Consider the following 16,265-nt stretch of genomic DNA (forward strand, 5'->3'; position numbering starts at 1 on the left):
CTGGCCCTCAGTCGTCGAGGGTCGCGCGCAGGCCGGCCTCCCCGACCGACAGCTGGAGTCTGCCGTCCTGCGGCAGGTCGACAACGGCACAGCCGTGCAGCACGTCCACCTGCGCCGCCTCCGTCATCCGGCACACGGTATGCCGCCCGCTCACCTCTAGCGCGAACTTCCCGTCCTCGTCGATGGTCGCCAGGACGCCGCCGGCAGCCGTGACGTCGTCGTGCAGGACGCGTCCGCCTACGTAGGGCAGGTCGTCACTGCTGGGGACGTCGATGCCGGCCTTCCCGAGGAAGTCCAACAGCGAGCCGTCCTCGAGCACGGCCACCCAACCGCCCCCGAGGGGCCGGTCCTTCTGGCCGGTGTCGTCGACCGCGATGACCTGGCCCTCGATCCCGTCCGGTCCGCCGCAACCCGCCACGGTCACCAGTGCGACGGCGAGCAGCACGGTCGCGATCGCGCCGACGAGACCGCGTCGCGGGGCGCTGGCTGCCTGGGTGCTGGTGGGGGTCATGGGCGCACATCCTCGCGCACGTCCTCGTCGGGCCGCGGGATCACGGGTGGATGACGAATCGTGTCGTCCGCGTGTCGCTTGACATGTGACTGGTGTGACTGGTGTGACGATTGTGACTCGATCAGGGACGAGCCAGGGGGCACCAGATGAAGGACGAGGACCTCACACCCACCCAGCTGTGGCGCAAGCACCGGATGCGCCAGGTCATGCTCTTCGTCACCATCCCCGGCGTCCTGCTGGGCACGGCCAGCATCACGGCGGCCTACTCGGCGGGCTGGATGAGCCCGCCGGCGCCCAAGCCCGCCTGCACCCCTGTCGTCGTCCCCGCGCCGGCACGAGGTTCCTTCACCGTCAACGTCATGAACGCCACCGGCCGCCAGGGCGTGGCTGCAGAGGTGGCCGTCGGCCTGGCCAAGCGCAAGTTCACCGTCGGGGGCATCAGCAACGCTCCCGAGTCCTGGTACGTCACCCAGACCGCCGTCGTTCACCACGGCCCGAAGGGGCTCGACCAGGCGCTCCTGGCGGCCTCCCAGATCCCCGGCGCGAAGCTGTTCGCGGACACCCGGACGGGCACCTCGGTCGACGTCGTCGTGGGCCTGGGCTACCAGCAGCTGGTTGCGATTCCGGCGCGGCTCAAGCCCATTCCGTCCGAGGTCAAGGTCAACGTCTACAACACGACCTACAAGACCGGGCTGGCCAAGACCGTCGCCGACGCCGTCGCCGCCCGCGGGTTCAAGGTCAAGGACGTGTCCAACGACCCGCTGCGGACCCTGCAGATGGGCACCGCCGTCATCCGCTACGGCGAGGAGGGTGACCTGGCCGCGACCCTGCTGCAGGGACACGTCCCGGGCGCCCAGCTGGTCAAGGACGACCGCCTCGGAGCAGGGGTGGACCTCGTCATCGGCAACGCGTTCACGGAGCTGACTCCGGTCGCCGACGTGCCCCCGCTGCCTCCCCGACCCACGCAGGCGGTGCCCACGGTGGCTCGTCCCTGCAAGTGACCACGACCTGAGAGCGTCCGCGTCCCGGGCTTGGCATCGGAGCGGGCGAACAGGCACAGTGGGTGCCCCATGACGTTTCGCCCTGTGTATGCCGTTTCCCTCCTGTGTGCCGTCCTCGCCTCCGCGTGCGGTGGCGGTCAGCCCGACTCCGCCGACACCACCGCTGCGTCCACGTCGCCCGCGCCGACCTCGGCCACAACGAGCGCGACGACCACGACGACCACAACCACGAAGCCTGCCGCCACGCCCTCGAAGGCCACCAAGCCCCCGGCGCCAGCCACGCGGCATACGACGCCTGCTCCGAAGCCCCCGGCGGCCACGAGCCTGGCACCGGTCCCGCGGGCGGGTGCCGAGCCCACGGTGCGTTTCCCCCGGAACGAACCCGCAGTCGGCTCGGGCGCCAACGCCTCGGTCGCCCGCGTCCCTGACGGCGTCTGGAACGCGATGGTGGGCTACTCGTGGACCGCGGGGTGCCCGGTGGGGCGCTCGCAGCTGCGGTACGTGCGGGTCAACTTCTGGGGCTTCGACGGCAAGCGGTCGAGGGGGTCGCTCGTCGTGAACGCGTCGATCGCCGACGAGACGGCCGCTGCGTTCGCCCGGCTCTACGCACTGCAGTTCCGCATCCGCCAGATGAAGCCGATGGACTCGTCGTGGGGCCGCAACCCCAAGGGGCCGGGCGCCAACGACTACGCGGCGATGGAGGCGGACAACACCTCCGCGTTCAACTGCCGCTACGTCGGGGGTCAGGAAGCGAGCAAGGTCTACAGCAAGCACGCCTACGGGACGGCGATCGACGTCAACGACTTCGAGAACCCCTACGTCGCCGACAACGGGACGGTCTACCCCGATCGCTACTGGCTGAGCCGGCGCGGCCCGGCGCCCGGCGTCTTCTCGTCCAGCGGGAGTGCCGCAGTCCGGGCGTTCACCAGCCAGGGCCTGCGCTGGGGCGGCCTGTGGTCACACCCCGACTACCAGCACTTCGACCGATGACCCGAGTTCTCCCTCGCCACCCACGTGGCAGGTGTGCCGTGTCGGCTGCGCTCTGCCTGACGGCGGTCGCGGCGCTCGCCGCCTGCTCCGGCCAGCCGGAGGCCACGGCCCGGACGTCGCGCGCCACCGTCTCGACGACGACACCGGCCGCGACCACCTCGACCACGACGACGACGACGGCACCCAAGCCGAAGCCGTCCACCACCACCCGGTCGACGCCGAGATCCACCCCGCCGAGCACCAAGCCCAGTCCGAAGCCCAGTCCGAAACCCCAGGCCGCGCCGAGCTGCTCCGTTCCCTCGGGGGTGCGCGCGTCGCAGGTCGTGACCGTCAGGTCGGCGGGCTCCAGCGCGACCGTACGCGCCTGCCGCCGGACCTCCACCGGCTACGTCCTCGACCTCGGTCCCTACTACGGCCACGTCGGGCTCAACGGCGTCAGCTGGTCCAAGCGCGAGGGTGACCTCAAGACACCGGCGGGCACCTTCCCCCTGCGGGGAGGCTTCGGTGCCCGCGCGAATCCCGGTCTCCCCCAAGGCTGGTTCCGCGTCGACGGCTCCGACGTCTGGGTCGACGACAGCCAGTCGAGCCTCTACAACACCCACCAGCGCAAGCCGGTCAACGGCCGGTGGAACTCGGCGGAGAACCTGCTCAACACGCCTGCCTACAACTACGCCCAGGTGATCGGGTACAACGAGGGGCGGACGCCCGGGCGGGGTTCGGCGATCTTCTTCCACGTCGACACCGGCAGGGGGACGGCCGGCTGCGTCTCACTGCCGACCTCGGCGCTGTTGGCCGTGATGCGCTGGGAACGGTCCGGCGCCGTGATGTCGATCAGCTGAGCCCGGCGACCAGCTGAGTCGACCAGCTGAGACCACGGTGGCCGTGCCCTCTCCGACACGGCAGAGTGGGCCCATGACCGTGAAAACCGTCGCCATGCTCACCGCTGGTGGCCTCGCCCCCTGCCTCTCGTCCGCTGTGGGTGGGCTCATCGAGCGCTACTCCGAGGTCGCGCCCGACGTGCGCCTCATTGCCTACCGCAACGGGTATGCCGGCCTGCTCACCGGTGACTCCGTGGAGGTCACTGACGAGGTGCGCGCCAAGGCGCACCTGCTGCACGGCTTCGGCGGCAGCCCGATCGGCAACAGCCGCGTCAAGCTCACCAACGTCAAGGACTGCGTGAAGCGCGGCCTGGTGCAGGAGGGACAGGACCCCCTGCACGTCGCGGCCGAGCAGCTCACCCGCGACGGCGTCGACGTCCTGCACACGATCGGTGGCGACGACACCAACGGCACGGCGGCCGATCTCGCGGCCTTCCTGCACTCCAACGGTTACGAGCTCACGGTCGTCGGGCTCCCGAAGACGATCGACAACGACGTGATCCCGATCCGACAGTCCCTCGGAGCCTGGACCGCCGCCGAGCAGGGCGCGTCGTTCGCGCGCAACGTGATCGCCGAGCACTCCGCCAACCCTCGCATGCTCATCGTGCACGAGGTGATGGGCCGCAACTGCGGATGGCTCACTGCCGCAACGGCTCTCGCACACCACAGATGGGTGCAGGGCGCCGAGTTCAGCGGCTGGCTGGAGAACTCCGCGGAGCGGTGGGACGTCCACGGTGTCTTCGTGCCCGAACGTCCGCTGGACATCGCGAGCGAGGCGAAGCGGCTCCGCAGCGTCATGGACGACTACGACGGCGTGAACCTCTTCGTCTCCGAGGGCGCTGGCGTCACCGAGATCGTCGAGGCGATGGAGGCCGCCGGGCAGGACGTGCCGCGCGACCCGTTCGGCCACGTCCAGCTCGACAAGGTGAACCCGGGGGCGTGGTTCGCCAAGCAGTTCGCCGACCAGCTCGGGGCCGACAAGGTGCTCGTGCAGAAGAGCGGCTACTTCGCGCGGTCGGCCGCGGCCAACGACGCGGACCTCGCCCTCATCAAGGACTGCACGACGTATGCCGTGGACGCGGCGCTGCGTGGCGAGTCCGGTGTGGTGGGGCACGACGAGGAGCGCGGCGACACGCTGCGCGCCATCGAGTTCGACCGGATCAAGGGGGGCAAGGCGTTCGACTCCTCCGTCGGCTGGTTCACCACCCTGCTTGCTGACCTCGGGCAGGCGTAGCACAGTCGGTGCCATGGCACCCACGTCCGCGGTCGAGCCCAGTCCCAGCACGACGGCATACCGAAAGGCTCGCGACACGCTCGTCGCGCTCACCGGGCAGCACGACCGGGCTGTCCGCGAGTTCAGCTGGCCCGACGTCGGGGCGCGCTTCAACTGGGCGGTCGACTGGTTCGACGCCATCGCCCGCGGCAACGACGCGACGGCGCTGTGGCTCGTGGAGGAGGACGGCTCCGAGCAGCGGCTGACCTTCGACGAGATGGCCACGCGCTCCGACCAGGTCGCGGTCTGGCTGTCGGGGCTCGGCGTGGCCAAGGGCGATCGGGTGCTGCTCATGCTCGGCAACCAGGTCGAGCTGTGGGAGACGATGCTCGCGGTGTTCAAGCTCGGCGCCGTCATCATGCCGACGACGGCGGCCCTCGGTCCGGCGGACCTGCGCGACCGCGTCGAGCGCGGGGGCGCCCGGGTGGTCGTGGCCAACGGCGCGGACGCCGCCAAGTTCGAGGAGGTGCCCGGCGACTACGTGCGGGTGAGCGTCGGCGACGTGGACGGCTGGCACACCTACACGGACGCGTATGCCGTGCGGCCGCACCCCTTCGAGACCGTCACCGCGGCAACGGACCCGCTGCTGCTCTACTTCACCTCGGGCACGACCAGCAAGCCGAAACTCGTTGAGCACACTCAGGTTTCATACCCGGTCGGTCACCTGTCGACGATGTACTGGATCGGTGCCAGACCCGGCGACGTCCACCTGGCCATCAGCTCGCCCGGGTGGGCCAAGCACGCGTGGTCGTGCTTCTTCGCGCCGTGGATCGCGGAGTCCACGATCTTCGTCCACAACTACACGCGGTTCGACGCAGGGGCGCTGCTGGACCAGATCCGGCGGGCCGGGGTCACGACGTTCTGCGCGCCACCGACGGTGTGGCGCATGCTGATCCAGGCCGACCTCAGCGGTGGGAGCGGTGACCTGCGAGAGCTCCTGGCTGCGGGCGAACCCCTGAACCCAGAAGTCATCAGCCAGGTCCAGCGCGCGTGGGACCTGACCATCCGCGACGGCTACGGCCAGACCGAGACGACCCTCCAGATCGGCAACATCGCCGGTGAGCCACTCAAGCCCGGGTCGATGGGGCGACCCATGCCCGGTGTGCCCGTGGCTCTCGTCGACCCGCTGACCGGCGAGCCCGCCGACGAGGGGGAGATCGTCCTCGACCTGTCCCGGCACCCGGTCAACCTGATGACCGGCTACCTCGGTGACGACGAGCGGCAGGCCCAGGCGATGTCCGGTGGCTACTACCACACGGGAGACGTGGCCCAGCGGGACGCGGAGGGCTACATCACCTACATCGGCCGCACCGACGACGTCTTCAAGGCGAGCGACTACAAGGTGTCGCCGTTCGAGCTCGAGAGCGTGCTGATCGAGCACCCGGCGGTGGCCGAGGCGGCGGTCGTGCCCGCGCCCGATGCGACCCGGCTGGCGGTGCCGAAGGCCTACATCGCGCTGGCTCCCGGCTGGGAGCCCGACGCCGACACCGCGAAGGCGATCCTGGCGCACGCCCGCACGCACCTCGCGCCCTACCTGCGGGTGCGCCGCGTCGAGTTCTTCGAGCTGCCCAAGACCATCTCCGGCAAGATCCGCCGGGTCGAGCTGCGCGACCGCGAGCAGCAGGCCTTCGACGGTGAGAGGTCCCTGTCGGAGGAGTTCCGGGACGACCAGTTCCCCGACCTCAAGGCGTGACCAGCGGCGCTCCGGGGCCGAGGGACGCGGGTGTCGGGTCGGAGCGGGAGGGGCCCGCGAGACGCCCGTGGCTTTGACCGGGCCGCTCGACTAGTCTGGCGCCGTCGAACCGGAACCGGGAGCGGTCCTGTCCGACAAACAGTGGGGACTGGGGGGTTACCGACCGTTTGCCTGATGGGAAGTTGGCATGTTACGACTGGCCAAAGCCGTGCCGGTGAGGACCTGTATCGCCGTCCACGTGCTCAGCATCGACCCCGACCGTCGCGTGCTCCTCGACCGGGCCCAGCCGCCGGAGCAGCCGTTCTGGGGCCTGCCCAGCGCAGTCATCGAGGTGGGTGAGGACCCGGTCATCCGCGTCCGGCGGCTGGTCTCCGCGGCGGGTGCGCTGACAGCCACCAGGGCCGAGGTCATCGACGTCGACAGCGTCGTCGACGGAGACCAGCACGTGGTGCACCTGGTCTTCGAGTGCGGGGCCGAGCCTTCCCTGCTGCCCACGGTGACCGGGTCGTCCGCGCTGTGGTGGAGCCTGCCGGAGATCGTCGGCCTCAACCTGTCGCCCCGGACGCGCAAGGCTCTCGCCTCGCGGTGGTCGATGATCTGGCCCGACACCTGACCCGACTCGGCTGACCCGCCCCCGTCCAGGCGGCAGGCAACAGCGTGGCGGTGGCTAGCGCGTGATGGCCTGGTCGCCGGAGCCGCCGCCCGAGCCGGAGTCGTCAGCGGAGCTCCGACCGGAGTCGTCCGTGTCGTCGTCGCCCGTGCCCGACGAGTCCTCGTTGTCGTCCGCGGGCTCTGTGCTGTGCGCGGTCGACGGCTCGTCCTCACCCTCGTGGCCACCGTCCTCGGTGTCAGCGGCTTCAGCGGGTTCGTCGGCCTCGTCCGCGTCGTCGCCGTCGCGAGCGTTGGTGGTCGCCACGGCGGGGCCGGCCATCTCGTGATGACTGGGTGTGGCCGGGTCGGACTCCCCGTTGGTCGCATCCGGCGAGCCGACCGGGAGGACGGGCAACTGGGTCGACGTGGTGTCGGCGATGTGCGGGGCCCGTGGCGTCCCGGGTGACACCACCGTCGGCGGGGGCGTCGGGGGCCCCGAGGACGTCGAGCGGTCGCTGGTTCCCAGGCCGCCGATGGCGGCCGCCGCCGTCGCGGTGGCGAGCAGGATCCCCGCGACGACCGTCGTGCCGGTCGCGACGTGGCGGACGCCGCCCTGCCTGCGCCGCCCCAGCTCGTCCCCCGACGCGGGAGCCGATGCCGGAGCGACCACTGGCCCCAGCAGTCGGGTGAGCTCGGCGTTCGGCTCGGGTGCCGCCGTGACCAGGGCGCGCAGCACGTCGAGAGCGGTATCGAGCGCGGGGTCGCCGGTGGGCTGGGCACCCGTCAGGACCGCCTCGACGGTGCCCGCGTCGAGATCGGTCTGCGGGGCGCGCTCGGGAGTGGAGTTCATGTCGCTAGGTGTCATCGTCGGTCCGGTCCTGGGGTTACGCCCTGTGCTCGAGCAGTGGTGCGCAGGGCCAGGAGGCCGCGACGCTGGAGCTGTTTGACCGCCCCGATGCTGCGGCCGGTCGTGGCGGCTGTCTCCTCGAGGCTGAGGCCCGCCACGACCCGCAGGAGGACCACTTCGCGCTGCCCGTCGTTGAGCGACTCGACCAGCGCCAGGGCCCGCTGCGACCCGAGGGTGCGAACGGCGACGGCCTCGGCCGACTCAGTGGCGCGGTGGTCGTCCTCGGGCACGTACGGCACGCTGACCGGCTGACGGTGGCGGGCCCGCAGCTCGTCGACCACCCGCGCATGCGCCAGCGAGAAGGCGAAGGTCCTCAGGCCCGCGGCACCACCGGTGAGCTCAGGAAGGCGGTGGAACAACGTGAGGAACACGTCCTGCGTGAGCGCCTCCGGGTCGGTGGACCCGTGGCCGCGGAGGTACCCGGCGACCCGAGGCGCCAGCGCGTCGTAGATCGACCGCAGCGCCCCGGGCTCACCGGCAACGGCCGCAGCGACCAGCTCGTCGGTGACCGCGTTCACGGATGTCAGGGTGACAGCGCTGGGCACCCGAGGGTCGCGAATGCGTCCGCGGACCGCCGGTCAGTCGTCGGAGCCGTTGTCGCCGCCGTCGTGGTCGTCGTCACCGCCATCGCCCTGGTCGTCCCCGTGGTCGTCGCCGTGGGTGCTGGTCGAGCTGGACGACTCGTGCTCGTCCTGGTCGTCGTCCTCACCCTGGTCGTCACCGTCCTCGCCCTGGTCGTCGGCATCCTCACCCTGGTCGTCGCCGGACTCGGTGTGGGTCGTGGTGGTGTGCGAGTGGGTCGAGGGCTCGGCGTGTGTGGCTTCGGAGGTCTCCGATGCCTCCGAGGTCTCCGACGTCTCGGACTCGGTGGGCTCGGACTCGCTGTCGGACTCGGTGGTGTCGGACTCGGTGGGCTCGGGGCTCTCGCTCTCGTCCGCGCTCGTGGTCGCGGAGACGGCGGGTCGGGGGTGGGAGACCGGCGCGGTTGCGGCCTGCGCGGCACCGAATCCGATGGCTCCGAGGACCGCTGCGGCGGCGCCGGCGCCGAGGACCTTGCGACGAACGGGGAGAGAGCGGGGCATGACTGTCCTAACTCGCAGGGACGGGGTTCCACGGTGGTCATCGCCCTGGCGGCCACAGGGGTTACGCCCCATGACGTAGTTGACGAAGTCTTTACCTTCGGCCGTGTCCCGGTTCCGGGCACCGCACCGGTCATTCCGACATTACGGGCATCCTGGTGTGGGTGGACCCGGTTGGTCTCACTGGGTGGCCCTTGGGCCCTTTCGAGGCCGTTGGACCCCGAGTACGGTGAAAGCGGCGGTCCGCCGGGGTCCGTCGGGTACTCGAGTAGGCCGGGGCTGCCTGTGCGGACCTACCCATACGCGTTTCACGTCGCCCTCGACGGCAACGGACTGAACGGTCTCGAGGGCCGGGCTGGCGTGTGCCTGTTCCACTACGACCCGGTGACCGGGGACCATGCCTACAAAGTCACCTACTTCGCAGGCGCCTCGGGTGGTCACGCGCCCAGCGTGGACCCGAGCAGGCGGATCGGCTTCCTGGGCAACACCGGCCAGCACCTGCTCTTCTACGACCTCGCGACGCTGGAGGAGGCCGACCGGGTCTCGACCCTGCGCTTCGAGGTCCCCGACACCACCATCAAGGGCAGCACCCACGTCGTCTGGCTGGACGACACCCAGTTCGTCACCTCGATCGGCGAGCACCTCTGGAAACTCGACGTGAACCGGCTGACCAAGGCCGAGCAGATCGCGCCGCACGGACTGAAGATCCCCCACGCCATGAAACGAACCGCCTCGGGTCGGTACATCGTCTACGGCGGAATGGACCACCCGACAAGGGGCGAGGCCAAGGAGGTCGGCATCCTCGACACGGTCACCGGCGAGGTGCGCCGGATCGTGCTGCCCACGACCTGCTGGCACGTGGTCTGCCACCCGGTCCTCGACGTCTTCTACGCAATCTCCTTCCGGGTCAATGCTGCCGACCGATCGGACTACGAGCACTGGGGGATGGCGTGGCTCCGGCAGTACGCCTTCGAGATCGACGCCGAGGATGGCCGCATCGTGCGCCACTGGGCGGCCGACCGCGACCTGCCGGCCCACATCAACTCCGACGTGACGATCTCCGACTCCGAGCTCATCTTCTGCACCGGCGGCAGCCACACCGTGGTCTTCGTCGACCTGCTCACGCTGAGCCAGCACCGGCTCATCGACGAGCACCCGGGGGCGTTGGAGAGCCTCGCGCTCACCCGCCAGTCGGCCACGACCTTGGCCGAGTCGGTCATGCGGGGCAACTTCTTCAGCAACTCCCAGCTGTATGCCGAGTCGTTGCGGGTCAGCCGTGGCGCCCTGGTCGACGGGATCTACGCCTGCCAGCTGTCGGCGGACCAGACCCTGCTGTTCACCGCCAACCGCGGACAGAACCACATCACGGTCTACGACTACCCGTCCCTGGGGGTCCGCGACCGGATCGTCATGCCGGAGCTCCAGGAGTTCGACTCGCGGTTGGGGGCCTGGGGCGACCCTCGGCTCGGCTTCCACCACTCCTACCTCGTCAGTCCCGACGCACCCTCGTCCGATGCACACAGTCTCGCAGGAGCACTCTGATGGCCGACTACTCGATCGACACCACCGTCTTCGGCGGGAACACGTTCAGCTCCGACGTCACCGCTGACGTGACCTCGACCCTGACCGGGCTGGACAAGATGAACCTCACCCTCGCCGGGGGCACCACCAACACGAACAACGGCGAGAACACCGTCCACACCGACTCGACGATCACCCTCCAACCCGTCACGCTCGAACCCGTCACGACGACGTCGACCGTCAACACCACCTCGAACGTGGACTCCACGTCCTCGGTCGACCTCAAGCCCGTGGCGGTGGACACCTGCGTCCGGCTCGAGCTGGGTCCCCCGCCGGCGACCGAGGTCTGCATGCCGTACGAACAGACTTGGGGCTGGACGGTGCTCGGACTGGAGCTCTTCGCGATCACGGTGCGCGGCAGCACCACGACGCACATCCGGCCTGAGCACCATGGTCCCGTCGTGATCGACCTGTGAGCCCTCCATGACGACCGCCCGACGCAAGCCGACGAAGGCCACCGCCGCGACCAAGGCGGCCGCCGCGACCAAGGCGGCCGCCGCGACCAAGGGGACCGCCGCGACCAAGGCTGCCGCCGGCACGACGCGCGCCCCCGCGAAGAAGCCAGCCGTGGACACCATCGTCCTGACCGGGCCGCCGAGCCTGGTGCGCGCCACGGTCTCGGTGGAGAACGCCGTCGACCAACGGGTCGCCGTCCGGGGACTGACCCTGCACCGCACTGGTCGAGCGGCCCTGACCGGGTCTGGCGCCGCGGTCATCGCGCCCGGTGCCACGGCCGACCTGCCGGTGTCGTTCCGGCTCGATCCGGACACCCCACCGGGCGAGTACGCCGCGGAGGTCGAGGTCGGGGGCATCCGCCGGGAAGCGGTGCTCCGGGTCGAGGCCGACCTCTCGATGCACGTCTCGCCGCGCCGCGTCCTCGCCGACGTGGGAGCGAACGCGCTCACCCTGACCGTCACCAACGACGGCAACCTCACCATCCCCCTTGCCTCGGTCGTGCGCGCTCACACCGACGACGGCAGCCCGGACCCCGACGCCGGTCCAGACGTCACCCTGACGCTGACTGCTGCGGCGACCCTGGCACCCGGCAGCACGGCCGTCCTCGAGGGCCACCTCACGGTGCCTGAGGAGCTCGACCCGACCAGGCGGCATACCGCACGGATCCCTGTCGGCACAGCCGATCTCGACGTCATCATCCTGCCCCGCGACCCATCGGAGTGATCAGCATGAGCACGACCGCACCCGAGTACCTCACCACCCTCCGCGACGGGTTCGCCGGCGCCGTGCAGCAGTGGATGGACCAGTCGACCGCGGCCTGGGACCAGTGGTCACAGGCCTGGTCGCCGGTGGTGGCCGCCGCCGGCCTGGGTATGCCGGGTGCTCCCGGCGGCGCGCGCGGTCACCAGCACGGGGCTCACCACCACAAGGGTCACCAGCACGAGGGTCACCACCATGGCGAGAGGGACTGCGGCGCGAAGGACTGTGGGTGTCACGACAGCTGTGGGTGCGGCGATGCGTGCGACTGCTGCGTACCGGAGGCCGATGTCGTCGTGCATGCCAGGGCTGGTGAGGTCCGGGTGGTGCCCTTCCGGCTGCACAACCCGTGGCGCCGGGAGCGCGAGGTGTCCCTGGAGATCGGGCCCTGGCACCGCTGCTCGGGCGACGACCTCCAGATCCGCGCCGAGCTGGAGGAGAAGAAGCTCGTCCTGGGGCCGTGTGAGGACCGGGTCGTCCGGTTGCTCCTCTCGACCCGTGGCTCAGCCGACGACGGGTCGTCGAACACCAAGGACACCAAGGACACCAAGGAGGGCAGGGGCGCGACGGCCACGCTCGATGTCGCCGGTGACGTCACGGTCGCAAGGACGAGGCGGGCGACCGACGTGGACTCGTGCGCCAGCGCCTACGCGGACGTCCGCTTCGAGGGGTGCGCCCGGTCGCAGCGCGTGGCCGTCGTGGTGCTCCCCGCGGACTGCGACGCCGTCGAGGTCGGGTGTGACTGCGGATGCTGCTGCTGACAGGAGGACCGAGATGACCGACTCGAAGAACACCGCCGCCGCGGACGAGACCCTGGCGCGCATCACCGAGCTCGCCCGACAAGCCCTTCAGGCCCAGGCGGCCCTCGCCAAGCAGTCCCTCGAGCTGGGGCGGGCCACCCTGTCCGGCGACGTGGACCGGTCGTCGACGAGCCGGGCCTACCTCGACGCCGTGAGTCGCGAGGGTGCGCGCTACTGGCGGGAGGCCGGCGCGCTCGGCTTCGACTACGCGAGTGACCTGATGGCGCTGGGCACTCGGAGCGCTGCCCGGATCATCAGCGACGCCACGACGGCCGGTGCCGGCTCCCGGACGCGCCGAGGGGCCACGGAGACCCGCAACGGCGCCGCCCCGCCGGCACCCCCGCACGACGAGGACGACGGGGTGCGGCGGGCGCGGGTGCTCCTGCGGGCCGCAGTCGGGCAGACCGCGCAGTCCTCGGTCACGGTCGTGAACCGCCACCCGCGCGCGCGTCGAGTCGAGCTGGAGCCGAGCGAGCTGCGTGACGCCACCGGCACCGTGGTGGCGGTGACCCTGAGCGTCGACCCCGACCGGGTCACGATCCCTGCCGGCGGTGAGTACCAGGTGCGGATCGAGGCAAACCTCGACGAGGACGTGGTCCAGCCGGGTGAGCAGTACGTCGGGCGGGTGGAGGTCAGCGGCGGCGACGAGGCCACGCTGGAGGTGACCGTCGAGGTCGCGGACTGAGGTCGCTCGCACCCGCCAGGGGGGCCGCCACCAGCTCTCGGGCGGCGCGCACCTCCGGGTGCAGCCGCAGGCCCTCTCGCGCCCACCTCGGCAGGTCGGGGCTGACGGCCAACCACGCCAAAGAGGCGGCGACGGCGGCGCGAGCCGGTCGCGCGGCATACCCGAGGTCCTGCGCCTTGGCCGAGGTGTACCAGTAGAACCGGCCGACCGTGGAGGCCTCTTCGCGCGTGGTCAGCGGGGTCTCGTCGCGCAGCCCGGCCCACCACTCGGCTGCGGCGGACAGGGCCCACGCGCTCCCGGCGGGCATCTCCGCGAACGGTCCGGGCAGCCCCGCCAGGTCGGAGACGAGGGCGTGCAGCATCCGCCAGCTGAGGTCCTCGCCGCCGAGGAGGTAGCGCTCGCCGGCGACGCCGCGCTCGAGCAGCGCGACGTGTCCGGCGCCGACGTCGCGCGCGTCGACCACGTTGCAGCCGCCCGCGAAGGTGCTGCGGGTGGGGTCGAGGAGGTAGCGCAGCACGATGGCGTTGCTGGGTGCGAGGCGGGTGAACGGCCCGCCGAGCACGACGGTCGGCAGGGCCAGCACCACCGGTAGGCCGAGGCGTTGCCCGGTCTTCAGCGCCACCTCCTCCTGGGCGACCTTGCTGGCGTAGTAGGCGGGTGCCGGCTCGGTGCCGAGGTGGTCGTGTTCCGACCTCGCCCGAGGGAGCAGGCTCGAACCGCACGTGACCGACGAGGTGGTCACGACGACGCGGGAGACTCCCGCCGCGGCGGCTGCGTGCAGGACGGCGCTGGTGCCCTCGGTGTTCACCCGCTCGACCTCGCCCGCGCGCGCCGCCCCGAAGGCGTAGACAGCGGCGCAGTGGACCAGGCCATCGCAGCCGCGCAGCGCTCGGGCGAGGGATGCGCTGTCCGTGAGGGCCGCCGCGGCCCTCGGCACCAGGTGTCCGCCGATCCGGAGGGTCGCCTCGCGCCGCTCGGGGTCGGGCCTGGTGACGGCCAGGACCTCGTGACCGGCCGCGAGCGCGGCGCTCGCCACCTGTCCGCCGACCATGCCCGTGGCGCCCGTGACCGCGACCTTCACCGGTGCCCCCTGACGTGCCGGAAGCCCTGGGAGTCCACGTCGTCGACGGCCGACCCGCTCGTGCCCGGTCCGCGGCGCCCGGCCGCAGTCGCGGGGTCTCCGCGGTCGGTCGTGTCTCCCAGCCACTGGCTGACGGCGCCGAGCAGCAGGTCGAGGGACTGCGTGAGCAGCGGCTCGGTGGGGTCCATCGCTGGGCGCCCGATGCGGAACTCGCGTCCCTCGAAGCATGCCTCGAGGTTGTCGAACGTCGTGGTGAAGAACCTCCGGTAGGCCTCCTCGAGGAGCGGGTTGCGCAGCTCCGGGAGAGCCGCCAGGTCCACCCCGGCCCAGGCGGTGGGGAGGGCGAACAGCTGTCGGCCACGCACGACCGCGTGCGTGCCTGACGTGGTGCGGCTGAACGTCAGGCTGCCGTCGTCGAACTCGGCAGAACCGTTGGGGCTCTTGACAGTTCGCCACGTGAGCCGGTGCCAGTCGGCGCTTCGTTCGACGAGCTCGATCTTGCAGACGTCGATCGGTTCGCCGCCCCAGGCGGCCAGGTAGTTGGGCTGGGGAAGGTAGAGGTTGCGCTCGGCCTGTCTGGTGCGAGCCACGGCGGCCTTCCCCGGTCCGCCGGCCGGACTCGACAGGACGACCCGTCGGCCACCCAGGTAGTCGGCCATCAGGCTGATCCCGGCCGCCACGTCCACGCGGGCGACGAACTCGTCGAAGTCGGCCCGGATGTCGCGTCCCACCTCGAAGACCGTGGCGCCGTCCACGAGCCGCCAGCGCATCCCGTCGGCGTTGTCCGGCACGCCGTCGAGCAGGGCCTCGAACGGTGCGACCAAGGCCGGGAGTCCGTCGAAGGCCGCCTCCTCGAATGCCGCGAGGTCGAAGCCCAACGGCACCTCCCGGCGGTCGACGGTCGCCTTCTCCGCGCCGGTCGCCCAGGCGAGCGTCCCCTGTCGCAGGGTGGCGACACCACCGAGGATCGTCGTGAGGGGCAGGTGTCCCACGGTGTCGTCCGCCGCGCCCACGAGCGGGGTCAGCACGGCTCGCACGGTGGAGAGCACCGGATCGGGAGGTCGCGCCCCCTCGTCCGGACCTCCGGTGGCCGCGCTCAGCACTCGCGCCAGTCGGGGCTCGGCAGCGACCGATCGCGCGGCGGCGCGGGCGAGGGGGTGCGCCGTGTGCGCACCGGCGAGGGGCGCCAGCCGCCCCTCGAGGAGGCCCGCCGGGGCGCCGTGGGCCAGGATCGACCTCTCCATCAGGCCTGACGCGGAGCGGTCCAGCCCGAGCAGGGCGGCACACGCGCTGTCGGCGGCGAGCACGTCGGTCGCGATCACGATCACGTTGCTGTCGATGACCCGCGGGAGTCGGGCGCCGTCCGGTCCCACGCTGGCGGACAGGGCATCCACCACCGCGAGGGTGGGGGGTAGGTGCGCGAGCAGGTCGCCCGCGACGTCGCCGGGATCTGCGCCGGCGACCTCCGGTGCCGCACCCAGCAGCGTGGCCAGGCACGCGGCATACCCGTGCACGAGGTCGGTGACGGCTCGGGCGAGCACCACCCGCGCACCGGCCTCGGCCCACAGGCGCGAGACCTGGTGACCGGACAGCACACTCGTGTCGGGCACCGGCGCCTCGACGAGCGCTGCGCCGAGGTCGACCACGTCGTAGGACCGGCCCCGCGACGTGCGGCCCTGCAGGCCGGCCCGGCGCGCGAGGTCGGCCACCGAGTGGTGCCCGCGGTCGCGGTCGTAGGCATGCAGGCTGGTGCCGACCGTCACCGGCGCGCATCCCCGATCGTGCAGCAGGTCGACCACCGCGTGGACCGCGACGGCACTCACGGGGGTCGGCTGGCAGAGGCGGGCGAGGACGAGGGCGGGTCCCTGCCAAGAGGCGTCCAGCCGGCGGGCGGCGGTGGCCAAGGCGTCGACGTCCCCGCCCCTGACCACGATGCAGGCCAGCGGATCCCGGCTCGGCACGCCCAGCGGTGCCACGCGTCAA

The 16,265-nt window shown here is 71.4% G+C and carries 18 protein-coding genes; 11 read left to right on the plus strand and 7 right to left on the minus strand.

From position 1 onward, the window contains the following. Positions 1-7 precede the first annotated feature (7 nt). The gene (locus tag AC1DXJ_RS07120; protein ID WP_477624753.1) at positions 8-511 is read right to left on the minus strand and encodes a hypothetical protein; all 504 of its coding nucleotides are present in this window, start codon (positions 509-511) and stop codon (positions 8-10) included. A 146-nt stretch (positions 512-657) separates the two neighbouring features. On the opposite strand from AC1DXJ_RS07120, the gene AC1DXJ_RS07125 reads away from it, so the two are divergent. Further along, complete coding sequence (locus AC1DXJ_RS07125; RefSeq protein ID WP_477636674.1) at positions 658-1,512, plus strand: LytR C-terminal domain-containing protein; 855 nt, start codon at positions 658-660, stop codon at positions 1,510-1,512. A gap of 137 nt (positions 1,513-1,649) precedes the next feature. Here AC1DXJ_RS07125 and AC1DXJ_RS07130 read toward each other — a convergent pair whose 3' ends face one another. After that, positions 1,650-1,871, minus strand: a complete 222-nt coding sequence (locus tag AC1DXJ_RS07130) for a hypothetical protein (protein ID WP_477636675.1) — start codon at positions 1,869-1,871, stop codon at positions 1,650-1,652. A gap of 1 nt (position 1,872) precedes the next feature. Between AC1DXJ_RS07130 and AC1DXJ_RS07135 the strand changes: the two genes are divergently transcribed. The 5 genes from AC1DXJ_RS07135 to AC1DXJ_RS07155 all read left to right on the plus strand — a co-directional run bounded on the left by AC1DXJ_RS07135 (position 1,873) and on the right by AC1DXJ_RS07155 (position 6,959). Then, entirely contained in the window at positions 1,873-2,502 is a 630-nt protein-coding gene (locus AC1DXJ_RS07135) for a M15 family metallopeptidase (protein WP_477614534.1), read from the plus strand. Positions 2,503-2,540: 38 nt separating this feature from the next. Beyond that, positions 2,541-3,341, plus strand: a complete 801-nt coding sequence (locus AC1DXJ_RS07140) for a L,D-transpeptidase family protein (protein WP_477636676.1) — start codon at positions 2,541-2,543, stop codon at positions 3,339-3,341. 73 nt (positions 3,342-3,414) lie between these two features. Next, positions 3,415-4,614 carry a pyrophosphate--fructose-6-phosphate 1-phosphotransferase gene (locus AC1DXJ_RS07145; RefSeq protein WP_477636677.1) on the plus strand — a complete coding sequence of 400 codons (1,200 nt, stop codon included), beginning with the start codon at positions 3,415-3,417 and terminating at the stop codon, positions 4,612-4,614. A 13-nt stretch (positions 4,615-4,627) separates the two neighbouring features. Continuing rightward, the gene (locus AC1DXJ_RS07150; RefSeq protein WP_477636678.1) at positions 4,628-6,346 is read left to right on the plus strand and encodes an AMP-binding protein; all 1,719 of its coding nucleotides are present in this window, start codon (positions 4,628-4,630) and stop codon (positions 6,344-6,346) included. Between the two features lie 187 nt (positions 6,347-6,533). Further along, positions 6,534-6,959 (plus strand): NUDIX hydrolase, encoded by a 426-nt coding sequence (locus AC1DXJ_RS07155; RefSeq protein WP_477636679.1) that lies wholly within the window; start codon positions 6,534-6,536, stop codon positions 6,957-6,959. A 54-nt stretch (positions 6,960-7,013) separates the two neighbouring features. On the opposite strand, the gene AC1DXJ_RS07160 is transcribed toward AC1DXJ_RS07155, so the two are convergent. The 3 genes from AC1DXJ_RS07160 to AC1DXJ_RS07170 are packed head-to-tail and all read right to left on the minus strand — an operon-like array spanning position 7,014 to position 8,926. Further along, positions 7,014-7,787: a hypothetical protein gene (locus AC1DXJ_RS07160; RefSeq protein ID WP_477636680.1), complete on the minus strand. Its 774-nt coding sequence runs from the start codon at positions 7,785-7,787 to the stop codon at positions 7,014-7,016. 11 nt (positions 7,788-7,798) lie between these two features. Next, on the minus strand, positions 7,799-8,362 hold the full coding sequence (locus tag AC1DXJ_RS07165; RefSeq protein WP_477633121.1) for an RNA polymerase sigma factor: 564 nt from the start codon (positions 8,360-8,362) through the stop codon (positions 7,799-7,801). A gap of 60 nt (positions 8,363-8,422) precedes the next feature. Continuing rightward, positions 8,423-8,926, minus strand: a complete 504-nt coding sequence (locus AC1DXJ_RS07170) for a hypothetical protein (protein ID WP_477636681.1) — start codon at positions 8,924-8,926, stop codon at positions 8,423-8,425. 282 nt (positions 8,927-9,208) lie between these two features. Between AC1DXJ_RS07170 and AC1DXJ_RS07175 the strand changes: the two genes are divergently transcribed. The 5 genes from AC1DXJ_RS07175 to AC1DXJ_RS07195 are packed head-to-tail and all read left to right on the plus strand — an operon-like array spanning position 9,209 to position 13,201. Beyond that, entirely contained in the window at positions 9,209-10,465 is a 1,257-nt protein-coding gene (locus AC1DXJ_RS07175; protein WP_477636682.1) for a hypothetical protein, read from the plus strand. Further along, a complete protein-coding gene (locus AC1DXJ_RS07180; protein WP_477636683.1) occupies positions 10,465-10,920 on the plus strand; it encodes a hypothetical protein in 456 nt (151 codons plus the stop codon). Before AC1DXJ_RS07175 ends, AC1DXJ_RS07180 begins: the two co-directional genes overlap by 1 nt. Before the next feature lie 7 nt (positions 10,921-10,927). Beyond that, positions 10,928-11,683 (plus strand): hypothetical protein, encoded by a 756-nt coding sequence (locus tag AC1DXJ_RS07185; RefSeq protein WP_477636684.1) that lies wholly within the window; start codon positions 10,928-10,930, stop codon positions 11,681-11,683. 5 nt (positions 11,684-11,688) lie between these two features. Next, positions 11,689-12,477, plus strand: coding sequence for a hypothetical protein (locus AC1DXJ_RS07190; RefSeq protein WP_477636685.1), 789 nt, complete (start codon positions 11,689-11,691; stop codon positions 12,475-12,477). Between the two features lie 13 nt (positions 12,478-12,490). Then, a complete protein-coding gene (locus tag AC1DXJ_RS07195; RefSeq protein ID WP_477636686.1) occupies positions 12,491-13,201 on the plus strand; it encodes a hypothetical protein in 711 nt (236 codons plus the stop codon). Here AC1DXJ_RS07195 and AC1DXJ_RS07200 read toward each other — a convergent pair. Further along, entirely contained in the window at positions 13,149-14,282 is a 1,134-nt protein-coding gene (locus AC1DXJ_RS07200; RefSeq protein WP_477636687.1) for an NAD-dependent epimerase/dehydratase family protein, read from the minus strand. The genes AC1DXJ_RS07195 and AC1DXJ_RS07200 overlap by 53 nt on opposite strands. Further along, positions 14,279-16,258, minus strand: a complete 1,980-nt coding sequence (locus AC1DXJ_RS07205) for a DUF362 domain-containing protein (protein ID WP_477636688.1) — start codon at positions 16,256-16,258, stop codon at positions 14,279-14,281. The genes AC1DXJ_RS07200 and AC1DXJ_RS07205 overlap by 4 nt, the downstream gene beginning before the upstream one ends. Positions 16,259-16,265: the final 7 nt, after the last annotated feature.

The sequence above is a fragment of the Pedococcus sp. P2_D9 genome (assembly GCF_056404275.1).